The 21,068-nt window shown below is 71.1% G+C and carries 21 protein-coding genes and 1 riboswitch; of the genes, 5 read left to right on the forward strand and 16 right to left on the reverse strand.

Annotated elements, in window-relative coordinates:
* Window positions 1-78: 78 nt before the first annotated feature.
* Window positions 79-1,368 (reverse strand): dihydrolipoamide acetyltransferase family protein, encoded by a 1,290-nt coding sequence (locus tag K8638_RS31055; RefSeq protein ID WP_223758291.1) that lies wholly within the window; start codon window positions 1,366-1,368, stop codon window positions 79-81.
* Between the two features lie 93 nt (window positions 1,369-1,461).
* A complete protein-coding gene (gene lipA, locus K8638_RS31060; RefSeq protein WP_223758292.1) occupies window positions 1,462-2,391 on the reverse strand; it encodes a lipoyl synthase in 930 nt (309 codons plus the stop codon).
* 175 nt (window positions 2,392-2,566) lie between these two features.
* On the opposite strand from lipA, the gene K8638_RS31065 reads away from it, so the two are divergent.
* Window positions 2,567-3,358, forward strand: a complete 792-nt coding sequence (locus K8638_RS31065) for a DUF72 domain-containing protein (RefSeq protein WP_223758293.1) — start codon at window positions 2,567-2,569, stop codon at window positions 3,356-3,358.
* A gap of 41 nt (window positions 3,359-3,399) precedes the next feature.
* Here K8638_RS31065 and lpdA read toward each other — a convergent pair whose 3' ends face one another.
* Window positions 3,400-4,797: a dihydrolipoyl dehydrogenase gene (gene lpdA, locus K8638_RS31070; RefSeq protein WP_223758294.1), complete on the reverse strand. Its 1,398-nt coding sequence runs from the start codon at window positions 4,795-4,797 to the stop codon at window positions 3,400-3,402.
* Between the two features lie 80 nt (window positions 4,798-4,877).
* Here lpdA and K8638_RS31075 point away from each other — a divergent pair, with 80 nt between their 5' ends.
* Window positions 4,878-6,017 (forward strand): hypothetical protein, encoded by a 1,140-nt coding sequence (locus K8638_RS31075; RefSeq protein WP_223758295.1) that lies wholly within the window; start codon window positions 4,878-4,880, stop codon window positions 6,015-6,017.
* 35 nt (window positions 6,018-6,052) lie between these two features.
* On the opposite strand, the gene K8638_RS31080 is transcribed toward K8638_RS31075, so the two are convergent.
* The 11 genes from K8638_RS31080 to hisG all read right to left on the reverse strand — a co-directional run bounded on the left by K8638_RS31080 (window position 6,053) and on the right by hisG (window position 14,425).
* Window positions 6,053-6,502, reverse strand: coding sequence for a DofB protein (locus K8638_RS31080; protein ID WP_223758296.1), 450 nt, complete (start codon window positions 6,500-6,502; stop codon window positions 6,053-6,055).
* A 261-nt stretch (window positions 6,503-6,763) separates the two neighbouring features.
* A complete protein-coding gene (locus tag K8638_RS31085) occupies window positions 6,764-7,117 on the reverse strand; it encodes a hypothetical protein (RefSeq protein WP_223758297.1) in 354 nt (117 codons plus the stop codon).
* Between the two features lie 83 nt (window positions 7,118-7,200).
* Window positions 7,201-7,842 (reverse strand): bifunctional phosphoribosyl-AMP cyclohydrolase/phosphoribosyl-ATP diphosphatase HisIE, encoded by a 642-nt coding sequence (hisIE, locus tag K8638_RS31090; protein ID WP_223758298.1) that lies wholly within the window; start codon window positions 7,840-7,842, stop codon window positions 7,201-7,203.
* Window positions 7,839-8,621 (reverse strand): histidinol-phosphatase, encoded by a 783-nt coding sequence (gene hisN, locus K8638_RS31095; protein ID WP_223758299.1) that lies wholly within the window; start codon window positions 8,619-8,621, stop codon window positions 7,839-7,841. Before hisN ends, hisIE begins: the two co-directional genes overlap by 4 nt.
* Window positions 8,618-9,382, reverse strand: a complete 765-nt coding sequence (hisF, locus tag K8638_RS31100) for an imidazole glycerol phosphate synthase subunit HisF (protein WP_370644149.1) — start codon at window positions 9,380-9,382, stop codon at window positions 8,618-8,620. Before hisF ends, hisN begins: the two co-directional genes overlap by 4 nt.
* Window positions 9,379-9,915, reverse strand: a complete 537-nt coding sequence (locus K8638_RS31105) for an imidazoleglycerol-phosphate dehydratase (protein WP_223758301.1) — start codon at window positions 9,913-9,915, stop codon at window positions 9,379-9,381. The genes hisF and K8638_RS31105 overlap by 4 nt, the downstream gene beginning before the upstream one ends.
* Window positions 9,912-10,628 carry a 1-(5-phosphoribosyl)-5-[(5-phosphoribosylamino)methylideneamino] imidazole-4-carboxamide isomerase gene (locus tag K8638_RS31110; RefSeq protein ID WP_223758302.1) on the reverse strand — a complete coding sequence of 239 codons (717 nt, stop codon included), beginning with the start codon at window positions 10,626-10,628 and terminating at the stop codon, window positions 9,912-9,914. Before K8638_RS31110 ends, K8638_RS31105 begins: the two co-directional genes overlap by 4 nt.
* Complete coding sequence (hisH, locus tag K8638_RS31115) at window positions 10,625-11,218, reverse strand: imidazole glycerol phosphate synthase subunit HisH (protein WP_223758303.1); 594 nt, start codon at window positions 11,216-11,218, stop codon at window positions 10,625-10,627. Before hisH ends, K8638_RS31110 begins: the two co-directional genes overlap by 4 nt.
* A complete protein-coding gene (locus K8638_RS31120; RefSeq protein WP_223758304.1) occupies window positions 11,215-12,255 on the reverse strand; it encodes a histidinol-phosphate transaminase in 1,041 nt (346 codons plus the stop codon). Before K8638_RS31120 ends, hisH begins: the two co-directional genes overlap by 4 nt.
* Window positions 12,252-13,565, reverse strand: a complete 1,314-nt coding sequence (gene hisD, locus K8638_RS31125) for a histidinol dehydrogenase (protein WP_223758305.1) — start codon at window positions 13,563-13,565, stop codon at window positions 12,252-12,254. Before hisD ends, K8638_RS31120 begins: the two co-directional genes overlap by 4 nt.
* Window positions 13,565-14,425, reverse strand: coding sequence for an ATP phosphoribosyltransferase (gene hisG, locus K8638_RS31130; protein ID WP_223758306.1), 861 nt, complete (start codon window positions 14,423-14,425; stop codon window positions 13,565-13,567). The genes hisD and hisG overlap by 1 nt, the downstream gene beginning before the upstream one ends.
* A 301-nt stretch (window positions 14,426-14,726) precedes the next feature.
* Between hisG and thiO the strand changes: the two genes are divergently transcribed.
* The 3 genes from thiO to moaA all read left to right on the forward strand — a co-directional run bounded on the left by thiO (window position 14,727) and on the right by moaA (window position 18,376).
* Window positions 14,727-15,845: a glycine oxidase ThiO gene (thiO, locus tag K8638_RS31135; RefSeq protein ID WP_223758307.1), complete on the forward strand. Its 1,119-nt coding sequence runs from the start codon at window positions 14,727-14,729 to the stop codon at window positions 15,843-15,845.
* A 293-nt stretch (window positions 15,846-16,138) separates the two neighbouring features.
* On the forward strand, window positions 16,139-17,374 hold the full coding sequence (locus K8638_RS31140; RefSeq protein WP_223758308.1) for an HD domain-containing phosphohydrolase: 1,236 nt from the start codon (window positions 16,139-16,141) through the stop codon (window positions 17,372-17,374).
* Window positions 17,375-17,383: 9 nt separating this feature from the next.
* On the forward strand, window positions 17,384-18,376 hold the full coding sequence (moaA, locus tag K8638_RS31145) for a GTP 3',8-cyclase MoaA (protein WP_223758309.1): 993 nt from the start codon (window positions 17,384-17,386) through the stop codon (window positions 18,374-18,376).
* A gap of 85 nt (window positions 18,377-18,461) precedes the next feature.
* On the opposite strand, the gene K8638_RS31150 is transcribed toward moaA, so the two are convergent.
* On the reverse strand, window positions 18,462-18,830 hold the full coding sequence (locus tag K8638_RS31150) for a DUF4870 domain-containing protein (protein WP_223758310.1): 369 nt from the start codon (window positions 18,828-18,830) through the stop codon (window positions 18,462-18,464).
* Between the two features lie 130 nt (window positions 18,831-18,960).
* Window positions 18,961-20,841 (reverse strand): phosphomethylpyrimidine synthase ThiC, encoded by a 1,881-nt coding sequence (gene thiC, locus K8638_RS31155; protein ID WP_223758311.1) that lies wholly within the window; start codon window positions 20,839-20,841, stop codon window positions 18,961-18,963.
* Window positions 20,842-20,882: 41 nt separating this feature from the next.
* Window positions 20,883-20,991: riboswitch (TPP riboswitch) on the reverse strand.
* Between the last annotated feature and the right edge of the window lie 77 nt (window positions 20,992-21,068).

Below are 21,068 nucleotides of genomic sequence, written 5' to 3' on the forward strand. Positions count from 1 at the left end.
TGGCGGGCAGCTCCATGCGCTGCCCGGCCAGGTACCCGGGCGGCCGGGGAAGCAGAGCCGCCCGGTCTTACTCTCACCTCAAGCCATGGCCAGGAACAGCAGGTCCGGCTTCTCCAGGTACTTGATGACCTCGTAGACGAAGTCCGCCGCCACCGAGCCGTCGATGATGCGGTGGTCGCAGGACAGCGACAGGTTCATCATGTCGCGCACCACCACCTGGCCGTCCTTCACCGCCGGGCGCTGCTTCAGCTTGTGCACGCCCATGATGCCCACCTCGGGGTGGTTGATGATGGGCGTGGCGAACAGGCCGCCGCTCTGGCCGAGCGACGTAATCGTGAAGGTGCCGCCCGTCAGCTCCTCCATCTTCAGCTTCCGCTCGCGCGCGGCGGCGCCCAGGCGTGCCGTCTCCTGAGCCAGCTCGGCCAGCGTCAGCCGGTCCGCGTCCTTCACCACCGCCACGGTGAGGCCGTCCGGCGTCGCCACCGCCATGCCGATGTTGTACTCGCCGCGCACCACCAGCTCCTGCGTGGTCTCGTCGAAATTGGCGTTCAGGTGCGGGAACTTCTTCAGCGCGGCGATGGTCGCCTTGATGATGAACGGCAGGTAGTTGAGCTTCGTGCCGTCCCCGGCCGCCGCGAGCTGCTTGTTGAGCCGCGCGCGCAGGGCCACCAGCTCCGTGGCGTCCACTTCCTCCACGAAGGCGAAGTGCGGCATCGTGAACTTCGACCGCACCATCTTCTCGGCGATCTTCTTGCGCAGGCCGCGGAGCGGAATCCGCTCGTCCGCCCGGCCGGAAGCCACCGGCGGGGCCGCGGGACGCGCCTGCTGCGGGGCCGCCGGCGCCACCACGTTCTTCTGGGCGCCACCCTCCAGCGCCGCCACGACGTCCGCCTTCGTCACCCGCCCCTGCGGGCCGCTGCCCGCGATGGCCGACAGGTCCAGGCCGTGCTCGCGCGCCATGCGGCGCGTCACCGGAGTCGCCAGCACCTTGGTGGCCGAGGCCGGCGCGCCCGCGCCATTGCCCGTCGCGGCAGCCGCCGCCGGAGCCGCACCCGCCGCGGGCGCCGAGACGGGAGCCGCCGCCGCGCCGTGCGCGCCATGACCCGCGGCCTGCACCGGCGCCGCGCCTTCAATCTCCAGGGTGACCAGGAGCTGGTGCACCTTGGCCATGTCGCCCTCCTTGCCGTGCGTCTTCACGACACGGCCCGCCTTGGGGCTGGGGACGGTGACGGTGGCCTTGTCCGTCATGACCTCGGCGAGCACCTGGTCCTCCTTGACCATGTCGCCTTCCTTCACGTGCCACTTCACCAGCTCGCCCTCCATCACGCCTTCGCCGAGGTCGGGGAGCTTGAATTCGAAAGTCGCCATGGGGTCGTCGTCTTTCCGTGAGGGCTGGGGTGTGCGTCCGGCCACGAATCGAGCGGTGGCCTGGACGAAGGTCAGGGAAGTGTCAGGCCCGGCTCAGCCGAGGCGTTCGATGCGCTCGCGCTCCATCAGTCCCTTCATGAAGAACTCGGCCGCGCGGTAGCTGGAGCGGACGAGCGGACCGGAGGCGACGTAGAGGAAGCCGTAGGACTCGGCCAGCGTCTTGTACGCCTCGAACTGGGCCGGGGTGACGAAGCGCTCCACGCGCAGGTGGTACTGCGAGGGCTGGAGGTACTGGCCCAGCGTGAGCACGTCCACGCCCACGCCGCGCAGGTCCTTGAAGGTCTGCTCCAGCTCCGCGTCCGTCTCGCCCAGGCCCACCATGACGGAGGTCTTGGTGTACAGGCCCTCGGGGCGGTTCTTCAGGTACTCCAGCACGCGCAGGGACTGGCGGTACGTGGCGCGGCGGTCTCTCACGGTGGGGGTGAGGCGCTCCACCGTCTCCACGTTGTGGGCCACCACGTGCGGCTTCGCCTCGGCCACCGTGGCCAGGTCCTTCTCCACGCCCTTGAAGTCGGGGATGAGCACCTCGACGAGCGTCTTGGGGCTCTCGCGGCGCAGCTCGCGGATGGCGGAAGCGAAGTGGCTGGCGCCACCGTCCGGCCGGTCGTCACGGTTCACCGAGGTGACGACGATGTACTCCAGGTCCATCTCCTTCACCGCCTGGGCCAGGTGGATGGGCTCCATCGGGTCCAGCGGCGGGGGCGCACCCACCTTCACATGGCAGAAGCGGCAGGCGCGGGTGCAGACCTCGCCCATCAGCATCACCGTGGCGGTGCCGCCGCCCCAGCACTCGGCGATGTTCGGGCAGCGGGCCTCCTCGCACACCGTGGCCAGCTTCGTGCGCTTCACGATGGCTCTGACCCGCTCGTACCCCTCGCCATGCGGGAGCCGCACCTTCAGCCATTCCGGCTTGCGGGTGGTCTCAGTCACCTGGGGAAGCGGGAACCGATCGGGAGTCGCCATGGGTCGCGGGCCTTCTATGGGTTGGGCGAAAGACGTTCAAGGGGAAGCCACTAACGCGAGGCGTCACCCCCCGCCAGCCGCTTGCCTGTTGTCGTCTCCCTACTAATGCCCTCGAGGCGGGCAGGCAGCCCGGGCGGGGGAGGCACCGCCACGCCTGGATGCCCAGGCTGAGGGCATGGCCGCCATCCACCTGGGGACCAGCGGGTACGTCTACAAGCACTGGAAGGGGCTGCTCTACCCCGCCGGCCTGCCAACCCGCCGCTGGCTTCCCCGGTACGCCCAGGTGTTCACCACGGTGGAGCTCAACGCCACCTTCTACCGCCTGCCCACGGCGCGGGCCGTGGACGGCTGGCGCGACGCGGTGCCTCCGGGCTTCCGGTTCGCCTGCAAGGGCAGCCGCTTCCTCACCCACATGAAGCGTCTGTCCGACGTGGGCGAGGGCCTGGAGCGGTACTACACGCCGGTGCTCCGGCTGGGCCGGAAGCTGGGCCCCGTCCTCTGGCAGCTCCCGCCGCACATGACGAAGCCGGACCCGGAGCGGTTGGACCGGTTCCTCGCCGCGCAGCCCCGGGGCGTGCGGCAGGTCATCGAGTTCCGCCACCCCGCCTGGTACCACCCGGAGGTGCTGGAGGTGCTCCGCCGCCACCGCGCCGCGCTGTGCGAGCACGACCTGGTGCAGGTGCCCGACCCCGCCCCGAAGCCCACCGCGCCCTTCCGCTACATGCGCTTCCACGGCGCGAGCAGCCGCTACGCCGGACGCTACGGGCGCGAGGCGCTGCGGCCCGTGGCCCGCGACTTGAAGTCCTGGCGGGAGCGCGGACACACCGCGTGGGTGTACTTCAACAACGATTTGCACGGGCACGCGCTGCTGGACGCGTTCGACCTGGCGGACCTCGTCGACGTGCCGGTGCACGTGCCCCCGGAAATGCAAAGGCCGCCCGCGGGCCTGGAGCCCGGGACGGCCTGAGCGGGCTCACGCGAGGTGGGCCCGGGAGACGGCGCGAGAGACTAGAAGTGGCGCGGGTGGCCCAGCGTGGCCTCGGCGCCCTCGTGCATGATCTCCGAGAGCGTGGGGTGCGCGTGGATGGTGCCCGCCAGCTCCTCGGTGGTGATCTCCAGCTTCAGCGCGACGCACGCCTCGGCCAGCAGCTCGGTGGCGTGCGGGCCGATGAGGTGCACACCCAGCACCTCGTCGTACTTCTTGTCGGAGATGACCTTGATCATCCCCATGGACTCGTTGGAGATGGCCGACTTCGTCACCGCGCCGAAGGGGGCGATGGTGAACTTCACGTCGTAGCCACGCTCCTTGGCCTTCTTCTCCGTCAGGCCCACCGAGGCGACCTCGGGGTAGCAGTACGTGGCCGACGGGGTCAGGTCGTAGTTGATGGGCTGCGGGTTCTTCCCGGCGATGTGCTCCACCGCCACCACGCACTCGGCGCTGGCCATGTGCGCCAGCATCGGCGTGGGGATGACGTCGCCCACCGCGTACACGTTGGGCTCGGTGGTGCGCATCATCGAGTCCACCTTGATGAACCCGCGCTCCGGCTTGATGTTCGTCAGCTCCAGGCCGACGGAGTCGGTGACGGGCGCGCGGCCCACCGCGGACAGGAGGAGCTCCGCCTCCAGCGTCTTGGTCTCGTTGCCCACCTTCATGGTGACGCGCACGCCGTCCGCCGTGTGCTCCACCTTCTCCACCGCGGAGCCGGTGTGCACGTCGATGCCGCGGCGGCGGAAGATCTTCTCCAGCTCCTTGGAGATGTCCGCGTCCTCGATGGGAAGCAGCGCGGGCATGTACTCCACGATGGAGGTCTTGCTGCCCACGTGGTTGAACACGGAGGCGAACTCGCAGCCCACCGCGCCGGCGCCCAGGACGATGATGCTCTTGGGGATGCGGTCGATCTCCAGGATGGAGTCGCTGTTCATCACCCGCTTGTGGTCCACCGGGACATTCGGCAGGGACTTGGGCACGGAGCCGGTGGCGATGATGATGTTCTTCGCCTCCAGCACCTGCTTGGAGCCGTCCTCGGCGGTGACCTCGACCTTGCCCTTCCCGGCGATGCGGCCATGGCCCTTGACCACGGTCACCTTGTTCTTCTTCATCAGGAAGTCGATGCCGCCGGCGCCCTTGGTGACCACCTTGTTCTTGTGGGCCATGGCGTTGGCCCAGTTGATGGTCGGGCTGGACACGTCGACGCCGAAGGTGCTGGCCTCCTTGACGTGGTGGAACAGCTCCGCGGTCCACAGGAGGGACTTGGTGGGGATGCAGCCGCGGTGGAGGCAGGTGCCGCCCAGCCGCTTGTCCTTCTCGATGATGGCCGTCTTCAGCCCGAGCTGACCGGCGCGGATGGCACCCACGTAGCCGCCAGGGCCCGAACCGATGATCACCACGTCGAACGTCTCAGCCACGCACGCCTCCGTAACTATTGCGGATGGAACCCGGGGGGGCTGATAACCCCCGGTCCCGGTTGGAATCAAGGAGTTTGCTCTTGCGCCGCTTCCCGCTCCGGACACTGCTGCTGATGGTGGTAGCGCTGATCGCCTTTGGCCGCCTCTATTGGGTGACGCACCAGGATGTGTCGCCCGAGGCCCGGCCGGAGGACCGTCCCCGGCGGGAAGCCCCCGCCGAGGCCTCCGCTCCCAAGCCCCTCCCCTCCCCCGAATGCCGCACCCTGTCAGGCGCCATCGAGGCCGCACTGAAGGCTCCGGAGGACGCCCAGGCCCAGGCCGGGGCCCGGAAGCGGATGGACGCCTGCCCGGAGCCCCCCGAGCGCGCCTGCGAGCTCGGCACGGCGCTTTCCGCGCGGGCCCCGCTCGCCGCCGGTGAGGACGCCCCCCTGCGCGGGCTGCTGGCCTCCCTCTGTGAGCGCTGCCCCTCGCCCTTCAACGCCTGTGTCCAGCGCGTGGCCCAGGGCCTGCTGGAGGGCGCCCTGGGCCGGCAGCCGGACCTGGCGGACCTGCGCTGGAGCCTGGAGCACGCCGGGAAGGGCACGGAGGATGCCTGCGACTCGCTCGTCAAGCTGGGGCTCGCGCCGGCGGCCCAGGCCGACGTCACCCTGGCGCCCGCCGTGCGCGCCATCGTCGTGGAGCTGGCCCCCCTCTGCGCGAAGGCGGGCCATCTGCCCGGCCCGGTGCTGCGCGCCGCCGCCGTGCACCAGGGCCAGGAGGTGGCCCCCGCCCTGGTGGCGCTGGCCGCCGGGGCGACGGTGGAGACGGCCGCCGTGGAGCCGGACCTCGTGACGGGCGCGGAGCCCGGGCGGCAGGCGTTCGACCGGGACGTGAACACCGGCGTCCGCGTGAGCAATGCGGCGCCTGGAAAACGCTGGGCGGCGGACGGGGCGCTGCGGGCGGGCTACACGCCCACACTGAAGCACCTGGAGACCCTGCGGATTCGCGCCACCGGACCGGGCACGCTCAGGGCCATCGTCCGCACCCCGGCGGGGGTGGGCCTCAAGGACCCGGAAGGAGGCTTCTCCTTCGTCAACCCCACCGTCTGCCGCTACCAGGGCAAGGGCCAGTGGGAGGTCTGCAAGCTGGCCGTGCCCCTGCTCGACGTGGACGCGGTGAGCGTCTTCCCGGAGCGCGCGGACGGTGAGGTGAAGGAGCTGGAGATCATCGGCGCGAGGTAGGCGCCGCGCTCACCGGGGCTCCGGGTTCGGAGCCCTCAGCCCAGCAGGCCCTTCTCCCGGGCCAACTGGAAGATGGGCGCCGCGTCCTTCTTCAGCACCGTGCTCACGTCCTTGACGATGGCATCACCCGACTTCGCCACCGACAGGAAGTTGTCGAAGGTGCGCGTGAGGATCAGCACGCCGGAGATGATGACGCGCTGGAGGTTGTGCTGGAGGTCGGTGCCCTCGTAGATGAGCCACGCCTGCTCCACGCAGGTACGGCGCGCGTCCAGGAGGAACTGGTTCAGCACCGTGCGCTCCGCCGCGTCCGGAACCTTCGACTTGGGGCTCACCGACCCGACGTAGATGAGGTTCGCGCCCAGCCGTTTGGACGCATCCTGCATCTGCGCCAGGATCGTCGTGACGTCCTCCTTCGTCGGAGGATTCGGCCAGCGGGTGAAGATGACGCGGTCGATGATTTCAGCCTTGTAGGTGGGGCCGTTCACGATGCCTCCGGTGAGGCGGACGGTTTCCAAGCGCCCGGCCGGCGATCTCCACTCCGCCGTGCGCACGAATGTGTAGCAGGAACACTCCTCCCGTTGAAGAGAGTGGCCTCTGCCCCCACCCCGCTCGCGTGGCAGCTACGCTGTCAGGCTGCAGTCCTGGCGTACAAAACCGTCCGGGTCGAGGCTGACACTGCCCCTACAGGCCTCCATGACTCAGGAATGCCGTGAAAGTCCCGACCCTGAAGCGCGCACCGGAGCGCTTCAGGGCGCTGGTGTCTGGCCGCCCGGTTCGGACAGGCCCGCCGGCATTCCCGCTTCGGCGGGCGCGGGCGTCATCGTGGCGGACGACGGCTTGCGGGCGCGGCGCACGGTCTTCCTGGCCGCGGCAACGCGTGGGCGCTTGCTGACGGCGCGCGCCGGGGTGCCCTGGCGCTTCACGGCGCGCTGTTTGCGTGTCTTGCGTACGCCCGTCTTCTTCGAGTCCACCTGCTTGCGCTGCGCCTTCATCTCCGCCGACTTCTTCGCGACGCGCCCCGCCTGTTGCGTCTTCCGCCGCGAGGACTTCACCTCCTTCTTCTTCGCCGTCGTCTTCGCCTGCTTCGCCTTTGAGGCCATTCGTGAATTCCTCCTGTGTGTGCAGTTATGCACGCTCGGTGCGAATGGCCACTGCCCCGGCGGAAGGAGCGCGGGGGCGGTGCTCAGCGCGAGCTTCCTGGAGCGGCTGGCTTCGCGGCGCGGCGGGCGAGGACGGCCTTCACGTCGTCCAGCGTGAGGCCCAGCGGCTTCACGGCGACGAGCACGTGGTAGAGCACGTCCGCCGCCTCCTCCACGGCGCGCGCCGGGTCCGCGTCCGCGCACGCCGTCACCAGCTCCGCGGCCTCCTCGCCCAGCTTCTTCATCCGGAGGTTGCGGTCGTCCAGCAACCGGCGCGTGTAGCTCGGCTTCTCGCCCTCGGGGGGCGCCTGGGTGGCGCGCAGGGCAATGGTGGCATCCAGCGCGGCCAGTGCGTCCCAGCGCCCGGGGCCGAAGCAGGTCTCCTCGCCGGTGTGGCAGGCGGGGCCGGCCTTCGCGACCCGGGCCAGCACCGCGTCCCCGTCGCAGTCCGCGCTGAGCGACACCACGCGCTGCACGTTTCCGCTGGTGGCGCCCTTGTGCCACAGGCCCCGTGTGCGCGAGCGGTAGTGCATCTCTCCGGTAGCCAGCGTGCGTTCGAGCGCCTCGCGGTCCGCGTGCGCCACCATCAGCACGTCCCCGGTGCTCGCGTCCTGCGTCACCACCGTCACCAGGCCATTGCCCTTGCCGAAGTCCAGCCGGTCCAGGTCCAGCGTCACCGCCGTCATCGCCGCACCTCCGTCGCGCCGAGCCGCTCGCGCACCACCCGCGCCAGGGCCCCGTTGGTGGCGATGCAGTTGCCGCCGAAGGAGGTCTGCCTGCCCGTCCAATCGGTGAACACGCCGCCGGCCTCCTCGATGATGGGCTGCAGCGCCGCCGCGTCCCAGAGCGACAGCACCTCGTCAACCATCACCTCCGCCCTGCCCGTGGCCACCAGCAGGTAGCCGTAGCAGTCGCCCCAGGTGCGGTCCATGGCCGCCTCCCTCGCGAGTGCGCGCCAGGCCTCGCCCCGCTCCGGGTGGAGCATGAAGCGCTCGTCCGTGGACAGCACCACCGCCTTCGACAGGTCATCCTGCGTGGAGACGCGCGTCGGCCTGTCATTCCAGAAGCAGCCCTGCCCCGGCCCGGCCACCAGCAACTCCCCCACGGCGGGGAAGTACGCGGCGCCCGCGAGGATGCGCTCCCCCTTCGCCACCGCCACCAGCGTGCCCCACAGCGGCACGCCGCGGATGAACGTCTTCGTCCCGTCGATGGGGTCCAGAATCCAGCGGCGCTCGGCGCCCGGCCGCGTCTCGCCGAACTCCTCGCCCAGGATGCCGTCCTCCGGGAAGCGGGCCGAAATCCAGTCGCGCGCCGCCTGCTCGGCCGTCCGGTCCGCCACCGTCACCGGCGTGCCGTCGGACTTGGTGTCCACCGCGATGCCGCCGCGGAAGAAGCCAAGCGCCACGTCCCCGGCCTTCCGGGCCACCTCCGCCGCCGCCTGCAGCAAGGCCTGCCTGTCGTTCATGTCACGCTCCGGATGTTCAGGCCGCCCTCGCGGAGCAGCGACTTGATGGCGCCCACCGTGGTGACGCCGTCGTGGAGGATGCCGGCCACCAGCGCCGCGTCCGCCCCACCCCGCGTGAGCCCGTCCCGCACGTGCTCCGCGCTGCCCGCCCCGCCCGAGGCGATGACCGGCACATCCACCGCATCCGCCACGGCCCGCGTCAGCTCCAGGTCATAGCCCGAGCGCGCCCCGTCACGGTCGATGCTGGTGAGCAGCACCTCACCCGCCCCGCGCGCCACGCACTCGCGGGCCCAGGCCACCGCGTCCAGCTCCGTGGGCCTCTTCCCGCCGTGGGTATAGACGCGCCAGCGCCCGTCCTCTCTCTTGGCGTCGATGCTGGCCACCACGCACTGCGCGCCGAAGCGCTCCGCGCACGCGGTCAGCAGCGCGGGGTTGGCCACCGCCGCCGAGTTGATGCTCACCTTGTCCGCGCCCGCGCGCAGGGCCCGGCCCACGTCGTCCACCGTGCGCACGCCGCCGCCCACGGTGAGGGGAATGAACAGCCGTTCCGCGGTGCGCTGCACCAGCTCCCAGAGGGTGCCGCGCTCCTCGGCGCTCGCGGAGATGTCCAGGAAGGTCACCTCGTCCGCGCCCTCCTGCTCGTAGCGCCGGGCCAGCGCCACCGGGTCGCCCACGTCGCGCAGGCCCTCGAACTGGACGCCCTTCACCACGCGCCCGCCCTTCACGTCCAGGCAGACGATGAGTCGCCGGGTGAGCATCACTTCACCTCCAGGGCCACGGAGCCCTTCATGCTGAACACCGTGCCCGAGTCCGCCATGGCATCGCGCAGCGCGAGTCCCAGCGCCTTGAAGGCCGCCTCCGTCGCGTGGTGGCTGTCCTTCCCGCGCAGCACGCGCAGGTGCAGCGTCACCTTCGCGTGCTCGCTGAACGAGCGCATGAAGTGCTCGTACAGCCGGTTCTTCAGCGGGCCCCGGTAGTAGAAGCGGCCGCCCGCGTCCAGGCACGCCTGCACCAGCGCGTCGTCCATGGGGATGGTGCGCTCCGCGAAGCGCGCCGCGGTGGCGGGAATCACCTTCTGCACCGCCGTGCCCAGCGTAATCGCCACGTCCTCCATGAGGTGGTGGGTGAGGTCTCCCCGCGCGTGCAGCTTCAAGTCGAGCCCCGCGTAGCGCCCGAAGGTGGACAGCATGTGGTCGAAGAACTTCAGGCCCGTGTCCACCTGGGTGACGCCCTTGCCGAGCGCCAGCTCCACCTGGACCTTCGTCTCCTTCGTCTCCCGAATGACGGTGGTCATCCCGCGAACTCCCGCGCGACGTCGCGCGCATCCAGCCTTCCCGTGTACAGCGCCATGCCGATGACCGCCCCATACGCGCCCGCGGCCGCGAGCGCCCTCAGGTCCTCCAGCGTCGTCACCCCGCCCGAGGCGTAGAGCCGGTGGCGGCTGGTGCGCGCCACCTCCTGCATCAGCGGCAGGTCCACGCCCGACAGCTGTCCTTCCTTGTGCACCGCCGTCACCAGCAGCCCGCCCAGCGCCAGCGGCTCCAGCGCCGCGAGCACGTCGCGGATGTCCCGCGCGCTGCCCGCCGTCCAGCCGCGCGTCACCACCTCGCGGCCCTTCACGTCCGCGGCCACCACCACCCGGCCCGGGAAGCGGCCCGCCACCTCCGCCAGCCACGCGGTATCCTCGATGGCCCGCGTGCCCACCACCACGGAGGAGGCGCCACCCTCGAGCACGGCCCCCACCCGGTCGGTGTCACGCACGCCGCCGCCCACCGTGAAGGTGAGGCCCTGTTCATATGACGTGAGCCGGAAGATGGCGTCCGCGTTGGAGCCCTTTCCGAGCGCGGCGTCCAGGTCCACCACGTGGAAGGTACGGAAGCCGTGGCTCCGCCACCTCCTCAGTGCGTCCAGCGGGTCGTTCACCCGGACCTTCTCCGCGTCGTACGAGCCGCCCACGAGCTGTACGCACGCGCCCTCGCGCAGGTCGATTGCGGGAATGGCAATCACGGCGCCACCTCCTGGAGGAAGGCCTGCACGAAGCGCACGCCCGCCACGGAGGACTTCTCCGGGTGGAACTGCACGCCCACCACCTTCCCGCGCCGCACCGCCGCCGGGAAGCGGTCGCCCTCGTGTGTCGTCCACCCGGTGACGACGGAGGCATCCGTCGCGCGGCAGACGAAGCTGTGCGCGTAGTACACGGTGTCCAGCTTCGCGGTGGCCAGCGTGCGGTCCTCCTCCACGCTGTTCCAGCCAATCTCCGGCACCCGCCGCGCCGCCAGCCGCGTCACCCGCCCGGAGAAGTAGCCCAGGCCGGCGCCACCGCCCTCGTCGCTGGCGTCGAAGAGCAGCTGCATGCCCAGGCAGATGCCCAGGCACGGCAGGCCGCGCTCCAGCGCCTCGCGCATGGCCTGGCGCCCCGGCTCCAGCCGCGCCGCCGACGCGCCGAAGGCCCCCACGCCCGGAAGCACCAGCACGTCCGTGTCCAGCGCGCGCACCGGGTCCTCCTGGATGCGCACCTCCGCGCCCGGCGCCGTCGCCAGCGCCTTGGCCAGCGAGTGCAGGTTGCCCGCTCCGTAGTCGAACAGGGTGACTCTCATCGCAGTGACTCCCGCAGCGCCGCGAGCGCCGCCTCCAAGAGGGGCCAGGGGCCACTGCCAATCCGGAGCGCGTCCCCCACCCCGGTCAGCCCCTGGAAGGCCCGCACATTCACGTCCCGCTCCCGCATGCGCTCCGCCACCTTCGGCGCGCCCCGCAGGGGCACCATCAGGAAGTTGCCCTCCGACGGCAGCGGCTTCAGCCCCAGTGCCACCAGCGCTCCGCGCAGCCGCTCCCGGTTCTCCACCGCCTCCCGGGCCCGGGCCTCCACCCAGCCCTGGTCCTCGGTGAGCACGGCGATGGCCATCGCCTCCGACAACGTGGTGAGCATGTACGGGCCCCGGGCCTTCTCCACCTCGGCCACCACTTCCGGCGCGCCCACCGCCCAGCCCACCCGCATGCCCGCCAGGCCATACGCCTTCGAGAAGGTGCGCGTCACCAGCACGTTGCGCCGCGTGCGCGCCAGGTCCAGGAAGCCCGGCCCGGACGCGAACTCCGCGTACGCCTCGTCGATGATGACGACGCCGGGCGCCCGCTCCACCACGCGCTCCACCGCGGCGCGCGACAGCGCAGTGCCCGTGGGGTTGTTGGGCGAGCACAGGTAGATGACCTTCGCGCCGGTGGCCAGCAGCGCGTCCGCGTCGATGTCGAAGTCCGGCCTCAGCGGCACCGGCGCGGCCTTCACCCCGTTCATCTTCGAGTACAGCGGCACCATGACGAAGGTGGGGTCCTGGAAGGCCAGCACCTCACCCGGCTCCAGGAAGGCGCGGACGGCGCTGTCGATGAGGCCGTCCGAGCCGCAGCCCGTCGCCACCGCCTCCGGCGCCACCCCGGCGTACGCGGCCACCGCCCGGCGCAGGTCCGGCGAGTAGCCCGCCGGGTAGTGCGTCACCGAGCGGAGCGAGGCCCCGCGCAGCACGCGCTCCGCGGCGGGCGGCGTGCCGAAGAGGTTGGTGTTGTCGCTCAGGTCCACCCGGCACGGCTTCTTCGCCGGCGAGTAGAGGGGGATGTCCCGGTAGGACGCTCGGGTGGGAATCATGCGTTCCTCCAGGCCCGCGCCGCGTCCGCGTGGGCGAACAGGCCCTCGCTGTCCGCGAGCCGGCCCACGTCCTCGGCGAGCAGCGCCGCCGCCCGGGGCTCCACGCGCTGCCAGGTGGTCCACCGGTAGAAGTCCAACAGGTTGAGCCCCGAGTACGCCCGCGCCAGCCCCGCGGTGGGCAGCACGTGGTTGGAGCCCGTCATGTAGTCGCCGTAGGCCACCGAGGAGCGCTCGCCCAGGAAGACGGTGCCCGCGTTGCGCACGCGCGCCAGGTCCGCCTGGGGCGACGCCGTGGCGAGCAGCAGGTGCTCCGCCGCGAAGTCCGCCGCGAAGGGCCACGCCTCCTCCAGCGAGGACACGCTCAGCACCGCTCCTCGCGAGCCCAGCGCCGAGGTGACGATTTCCCAGCGCTTCGCCTCCTGCGCCAGCCGCTCCACCGCCGAGGCGATGGCGTCCGCCAGCGCCTGGCCCACCGCGAGCGTCACGCAGGCGGCCTCCGGGTCGTGCTCGGCCTGGGCCAGCATCTCCCGCGCCACCGCGTCCGGGCTCGCCGTGCCGTCGGCAATCACCAGGATTTCGCTCGGGCCGGCGGGCGCTTCAATCGCCACCGCGCCCACCACCTGGAGCTTCGCCTCGGCCACGTACGCGTTGCCCGGCCCGACGATGCGGTCCACCCGGGGCACGCTCTCCGTGCCGTAGGCCATGGCCGCCACCGCGCCCGCGCCGCCCAGCGAGAAGACCCGGTCCGCGCCCGCGATTGCCGCCGCGGCCAGCACGCTCGCGTGGGGCAGCCCATCCGGCCCCGGCGGCGAGCAGACGATGACCTCGCCCACCCCCGCCACCTTCGCCGGCACCGCGCCCATGAGCACGCTGCTGGGGTACACGGCCCGGCCTCCGGGCGCGTACACGCCCACGCGGCCCAGCGGGTCCGGCCGCCGTCCCACCAGCACGCCCGGCTCCGTCTCGATCTCCACCGCGCGCGGCTTCTGCGCCGAGTGCGCCCTGGCGATGTTGCGCGCCGCACGGGACAGGGCTTCGCGTACGCCGGGGTCCAGCGCCGCCAGCGCCGCCTCCCAGCGCCCGCGCGGCACCTCCAGCGACGTCAACTGCACGCGGTCGAACTGGCGCGCCAGGTCGAAGAGCGCCCGGTCGCCTTCGGCGCGCACCCGGGCGATGAGCTCGCTCACGCGGGAGGCCACGCGGGCATCGGACCCGCCGCCCGCGCGGTCCAGCAGCCGGCGGCGATCCTCCGCGGACAGGCCGGACAGCGGGCCGCGGTACCTGAGGACGGGAGAAGCGGAGGTATCCATCACGCCATCAGCCTTTCGATGCGGGTGACCAGGATGCCCTCGCAGCCCAGGGCCTTCAGCGCGTTGACGGTGCGGTAGATGGTCTTCGAGGGCACCACCGCGTGCACCGCCACGAAGTTGCCGCCGTCCAGCACGTCCACCACCGTGGGGCCGTTGAGGCCGGGTAGCACCTCGCGGACCTGCCCCAGCACCTTCTTCGGCACGTTGGCCATGAGGTAGCGCTTGCCACGGGCCGCCAGCACCGAGCCCAGCGCCAGCGTCAGCTCCTCCAGCTTGCGCTGCGCCTCGGGGGTGTTGCCCTTGCAGGCCACCAGCCGCGCGCTGGACTCCAGCACCGTGGCCACCTCGCGCAGGCCGTTCATCTTCAGCGTGGAGCCGGTGGACGTCAGGTCCACCACGATGTCCGCGATGCCCAGGTGCGGGGCAATCTCCGCCGCGCCCGAGACCGGCACCACCGTCACCTTCTGCCCGCGCTTGTCGAAGAACGCCTGCGTCAGCCGGGGGAAACACGACGCCACCCGGCTCCCGTTCCTCACGTCATCCGGCGTGTTGATGCCGCTCTCCTCGCGGGTGGCCACCACCAGCCGGCACCGGCCGAACTCCAGGTCCATCAGGTGGTCCAGCTCGCGCCCGGCCTCGTTCACCAGGTCCCACCCCGTGACGCCCGCGTGCGCCGCGCCGTCCGCGACGAACTCGGGGATGTCCTGGGCCCGGACGAAGATGGCTTCGAACTCGCCGCCGAGCGACGCGGTGAGCGCGCGCTCTCCGCGGGCACGCACCTCCAGGCCCGCGTCGTTGAACAACTCCCTGACTTCTTCGGAGAGGCGGCCTTTGTTGGGAAGGGCAATCTTCAGCAGCATGGGTGGGCCTTCGAGGGGCTGCGGGGGAAGAGGTGCGCGGAAACGAAAAAAGGCCCGTCCTGGGGGGACGGGCCTTCGTCGCTGCGGCTTGTGCCGGGTGGGTGTGCGCTCTAGCGGTTCACCCAGGCATGCGCATGGCGATCGAACCCGTCCGGGCCGAGCCGATGGTGCGCATGGTGGTGATGGAAGGCAGAGAGCACGGCCCCATCAGTAACGAGAAAGCCCCCCGCCGTCAACCGAGCCCCGGGTGGACCTGTCTTGAGGCTTGCAAACGAGGGAGTGGGCGAGCAGGAAGCGGCCCATGCGAGTCTCGGACATCATCATCGTGGGCGGTGGCATCATGGGCTGCGGCATCGCCCTGCGGCTGCGGCAGGCAGGCGTGCGCGTGACGGTGCTGGAGCGCGCCATTCCGGGCGCGGAGGCCTCCAGCGCGGCGGCGGGCATCCTCGCGCCGCAGATGGAGGCGGACGGGCCCGGTCCCTTCCTCGAGCTGTGCCTGCGCAGCCGGGGCCTCTACCCCGCCTTCGCCGCGGAGCTACGCGAGCTGACGGGCGTGGACGTGGCCTACCGGCCGTGCGGCGTGCTCAAGGTGGCCTTCGACGAGGCGGGGCTGCACCACCTGGACGCCACGGTGGCGTGGCAGCGGGGGCTGGGCCTGCGCGCGGAGCTGCTGGACGGCGCGGCGGCCCGGGAGCTGGAGCCCCGCCTGTCCCCGAAGGCGCTGGGCGCCGCGCACTTCCCGGATGATCACCAGGTGGACAACCGGCTGCTGGTGCGCGCGCTCTCCATGGCGGCCGCCCGCGTGGGCGCGGAGTTCCGCGGCGGCTACGTGCGCGGCGTGGTGCACGAGGGCGGCCGCGCGGTGGGCGTGGACCTGGACGGCGAGGTGCTGCGCGCGGACGCCGTGGTGCTGGCGGCGGGCTCGTGGTCCGCGCTGGTGCAGGGCGCCGGCGTGGAGGCGAAGGCGGTGCGGCCGGCGCGGGGGCAGATGGTGCAGTTCCAGACGCGGCTGCCGGTGCTGGACCGCATCGTCACCTCGGAGAAGGGCTACCTGGTGCCGCGCGCGGACGGGCGCGTCATCGCCGGCAGCACCATGGAGCTGGTGGGCTTCGACAAGCAGGTGACGGCGGCGGGACTGGCCCGCATCCTCGGCATGGCGCTGGAGCTGTGCCCGGAGCTGGGCTCCGCGTCCGTGACGGACTCCTGGGCGGGCTTCCGGCCCTGGACGGAGGACCGCTACCCGTACCTCGGCGAGGGCCCCGCCCCCGGCCTCTTCCTCGCCACCGGGCACTTCCGCAACGGCATCCTCCTGGCCCCCATCACCGCGAAGCTCGTCGCGCAGGCGGTGCTCGGCGAGAAGCCCACGGTGAGCCTGGCCCCCTTCCGGTACGATCGCGCCCCCGCGAAGGCCCAGGGCTGAGGGATGACGGGGTCCGAGGTGGGGAACGGGGCGCCCCGGGGCCACCTCGGACGTCGGGAATCCCGCACAATCCGTCAGGGCGGGCAGGCGCCCCCGCCCCCGGGCGGGCGGACAGGCGCTCCAGGCGTTTCCCAGAGGGAAAATGGCCCTGATCCGCGCCTGCCGGCTCCTCTTCCGGCCAGCGGCCGGGTACCCTCCCTGTTCGCTGGGAGATCAACCGCGAACCCGGAAAGGGTGGTAATTTCTCGCACTCGTTCGCCTTTGAAACCCGGAAACCTCTAGAATCAACCGCCGTGGAAGCCATCCCTCCTGCCCCACCCAGAATCCTCATCGTCGATGATGACGACTCCGTACGCGACGTCATCTCCGTCCTCCTCCGGGAGGAGGGCTACAACTGCGTCGTCGCGAGTGGTGCCGAGATGGCGCTCGATGTCGCTAGCGAGGAGGACACTCCGCTCGTCATCAGCGACATGAAGATGCCGGGCAAGGACGGCCTGTGGCTCCTGGAGAACCTGCGCGAGCGGCTCCCGGACACCTCCGTCATCATGCTCACCGGCTACGGCGACACCGAGTCCGCCGTGGACTGCCTGCGCCGCGGCGCGGTGGACTACCTGCTCAAGCCACCGAAGCTGACGGACCTGATCCGCGCCATCGAGCGCGCGCTGGCCAAGCGCCGCATCGAGATGGCCCGCAAGCGCTACCAGAAGAAGCTGGAGCGCAAGGTGCGCGACAGGACGGCGGAGCTGCGCAACGCCCTGCGCGACATCGCCAACACGTACCAGAACACGCTGCTGGCGCTGGTGGCCGCGCTCGACGCGCGCGAGCACGAGACGAGCGACCACTCCCAGCGCGTGGTCAGCTACACGTCGGCCATCGCCCAGCGCATGGGCATCCAGGGCAAGGAGCTGGAGGAGATTGGCCGCGGCGCGCTCCTGCACGACATCGGCAAGATTGGCGTGCCGGACGCGGTGCTGCTCAAGCCGGGCAAGCTCACCCCGGACGAGTGGATGGAGATGCGGAAGCATCCGGAGATCGGCTTCCAGATGATCCAGAACATCCCCTTCCTGGACACGCCCGCCTCCATCGTCCTCTCCCACCAGGAGCGGTGGGACGGCGCCGGCTACCCGCGCAACCTCCAGCGGCACGAAATCCACATCGGCGCGCGCATCTTCGCCGTGGCGGACACGCTGGACGCGATGACGAGCGACCGGCCGTACCGCAAGGGCACCACGTTCGCCAACGCCATCCAGGAGATCCGCCGCTGCGCCAACACGCAGTTCGACCCGGAGGTCGTCCGCGCGTTCCTGGACATCGGCGAAGAGGGCCTCGTCCGCATCAAGGAGGAGATGAAGCTGAAGAAGGGGCTTCCCCAGGCGGAGGTGGAGGCCACCGACGCCGAGGCGGAGCTGGCCCGCCTCACCGACCTGGATGACGACGCCGACGCCCCCACTTCCGGCCGCTCCATCACGCCGGAGGGGGCCGAGTCGAAGGACGTCGTCAAGCGCTCCGCCACCGGCAGTGAGAGATAGAGCACGCGGATGACGGATCCGCTCGCGCCGCCCCTGCTGGATGCCCAGGGACGCCGGATGACGTACCTGCGGCTGAGCATCACGGACCGCTGCAACTTCCGTTGCAACTACTGCTCGCCCGCGTCGTGGGGCGGGAAGCGGGACATGCTGGACGCGCGGGAGCTGGCGCGCATCACCTCCGTCTTCGCGAGCATGGGCATCCGCCGGGTGCGCCTCACCGGAGGTGAGCCGCTCATCCGCCCGGACATCCTGGACATCACCCGGAACATCGCCGCGCTGCCCGGCATCCAGCACCTGGCCATCACCACCAACGCCAGCTTCCTCGCCCCCCTGGCCGTGCCGCTGCGCGAGGCCGGCGTCACCCAGCTCAACCTGAGCCTGGACACCCTCTCGCCGGAGACCTTCCGGCGCATCTCCAGGCAGGGCGACTTCGACAACATCCTGCGCGGAATCGACGCGGCGGCGGGGGCGGGCTACGCCTCATTGAAGCTCAACGCCGTGGTGATGCGCGGTGTGAATGACGGCGAGGTCCCCGCGCTGGTGGCGTACGCGCACGCGCGCGGCCTCACCCCGCGCTTCATCGAGCTGATGCCCTTCGGCCAGGGCACGCCGGTGCCCACCGCGGAGCTCATCGAGCGGCTCCAGGCGTCCGGGCTACCGCTGGAGCCCGAGCCCGAGGAGGCCTCGGACGCCGCCTCCCTCACCTCCGGCCCCGCGCGCTACTGGCGCGCGCCCGGCGGCCGCGTGGGCTTCATCTCTCCCCTCACCCAGAACTTCTGCGGCGGGTGCAACCGCGTGCGTGTGGCGTCCAACGGCGACCTGCGAAGCTGCCTGGGCGGACGCGCGCAGGCCCCGCTGCACCAGCTCATCCGCGGCGGCGCCAGCGACGTGGAGCTGGCCGTGGCCATCCGCCGGGCGCTGGGCGACAAGCCGGACGGACACCGCTTCACCGAGCCCGGCAACGGCGCCACCCTGCTGTCCATGATGGGCATCGGCGGCTGAAGGCCGGCACGACGCCGGGCCTGCCCTGGAAACACCTCGGGCGGACCCGCGCGTTCGCGCCCGGTCCGCCCGATGGGACGCCTCGTTACTTCACCAGGCGCAGGGTCGCCGGGTAGCGGTACGACTCGCCCTTCTGGGTCTTCATGCCGGCCATGATGCCCAGGACGATGGCGGCCAGCATGACCAGGGGCAGCAGGAGGGCGCCGATGCAGACGGCCGTCAGGACGCCGCTCAGCACGTAGCCGATGAACACGGTGATCTGGAAGTTGAGCGCCTCGACGGCCTGCGCCTTCACCCAGGCGGACTTCTCACCCTTGCCCTGCATGATGAACAGGGGAACCAGGATGGGAAGAATGATGCCCCCGATGTGCGCCAGGAGCGCCGCGTTCCTCTCATCCTCCGTGGGAGCAGGGCTCCCCGTGAGGTACGAATCGACTGGCTGCTGTGTCTCCATCCAGAATCCCTCCCGAAAGACGCGGGCGCGGCGGGCGCGCCCTTCCCACCCAACATGACATGTGCCCGCGCTGATTGTCACGTCGCGGACAGGTGCTCTGTCAGGTCATCCTCCCCTGCCGTCCGGGCCTTCAGGCCCGGCGGTACAGCTCGCCTCCGGCCTTCTTGAATTCCTCGCTCTTCTCCTCGAGACCGGACTTCAGCGCCGCGTCCTCGGTGACGCCCGTCTTCGCCGCGTAGTCGCGGACGTCCTGGGTGATCTTCATGGAGCAGAACTGGGGGCCGCACATGGAGCAGAAGTGGGCCACCTTGGCGCCCTCGGCGGGCAGCGTCTCGTCGTGGAAGGCGCGGGCGCGCTCCGGGTCCAGAGACAGGTTGAACTGGTCCTCCCAGCGGAACTCGAAGCGCGCCTTGGACAGCGCGTTGTCCCGCGCCTGGGCGCCCGGGTGCCCCTTGGCCAGGTCCGCGGCGTGGGCGGCGATCTTGTACGTAATCACGCCCTCCTTCACGTCGTCCCGGTCCGGCAGGCCCAGGTGCTCCTTGGGCGTCACGTAGCAGAGCATCGCCGTGCCGAACCAGCCGATCATCGCCGCGCCAATGCCGCTGGTGAAGTGGTCATACCCCGGCGCGATGTCCGTGGTGAGGGGCCCCAGCGTGTAGAACGGCGCCTCGCCGCACACGGCGAGCTGCTTCGTCATGTTCTCCTGGATGAGGTGCATGGGCACGTGGCCCGGGCCTTCGATCATCACCTGCACGTCGTGCTTCCAGGCCACCTTCGTCAGCTCGCCCAGCGTCTCCAGCTCGCCGAACTGCGCCGCGTCGTTCGCGTCGGCGATGGAGCCCGGCCGCAGCCCGTCTCCCAGGCTGAAGCTGACGTCGTACGCCTTCATGATCTCGCAGATCTCCTCGAAGTGCGTGTAGAGGAAATTCTCCTGGTGGTGGGCCAGGCACCACTTGGCCATGATGGAGCCGCCGCGGCTGACGATGCCGGTGAGGCGCTTCGCCGTCCACGGCACGTAGCGCAGCAGCACGCCGGCGTGGATGGTGAAGTAGTCCACGCCCTGCTCGGCCTGCTCGATGAGCGTGTCCCGGAACAGCTCCCAGGTGAGCTCCTCCGCCTTGCCGCCCACCTTCTCCAGCGCCTGGTAGATGGGCACCGTGCCGATGGGCACCGGCGCGTTGCGCAGAATCCACTCGCGCGTCTCGTGGATGTTGCGGCCGGTGGACAGGTCCATCACCGTGTCCGCGCCCCAGCGGATGGACCACACCATCTTCTCCACCTCCTCCTCGATGGAGGAGGTGACCGCCGAGTTGCCGATGTTGGCGTTGATCTTCACCAGGAAGTTGCGGCCGATGATCATCGGCTCCAGCTCCGGGTGGTTGATGTTGGCGGGGATGATGGCGCGGCCGCGGGCCACCTCGTCCCGGACGAACTCGGGTGTAATCACGCGCGGGATGGAGGCGCCCCAGGACTGGCCCGGGTGCTGGGCCGCGAGCGAGGCCTCCACCTGGAGGTTCTCCCGCAGCGCCACGTACTCCATCTCCGGGGTGATGATGCCGCGCCGGGCGTAGTGCAGCTGGGTGACGTTGCCGCCCTTCTTCGCGACGCGGGGCTTGCGGCGGTGGCCGAAGCGCAGGCCGGCCAGCCGCGGGTCGTCCTCGCGCGCGCGGCCGTACTCGGAGGTGATGCGGGGCAGCTCGTCCGTGTCGCCCCGGCCCAGAATCCAGGACTCGCGCACCGGGGGCAGGCCCTGCCGCGGGTCGATGGGCGCCGAGGGGTCCGTGTACGGACCGCTGGAGTCATAGACGTAGACGGGCGGGTTGGGCGTCAGCTTCGCGTCCGGACCCGGGCCGTGACGCGTGGGCGTCTGGCTGATCTCCCGGAGCGGGACGCGCAGGTCCGGGTGCAGCGCCCCGTGGACGTACACCTTGCGCGAGGCTGGCAGCGGGCCCCGGCTGATTCCCTCCAGCACCTTCCCATCGACCTTCAGGCTCCTGGACGCTCCGCTCATCTCGCTTCTCCTCGGCGGCGGACGGGCAGGCGGGCGGGGAATGGAGCCCCGGGCCGCTTCCCTCCGCCGGAATGACCCGGTTCAGGTTCCAAGGGTTGGCCGCTCGCCGCGGCCGTCTCAGCCCCTCCAGGGGCACCCCTAGCGACAGGGTGAGCACTTAGCGCACAGGCCAGCGGCCTTCAACCGGCCCGGAAGGCGGGTGTTCGGCGGTGCTCAAATGTTTCTGG

Origin of the sequence: Myxococcus sp. RHSTA-1-4, from assembly GCF_020037125.1 — a bacterium.
GTDB lineage: Bacteria > Myxococcota > Myxococcia > Myxococcales > Myxococcaceae > Myxococcus.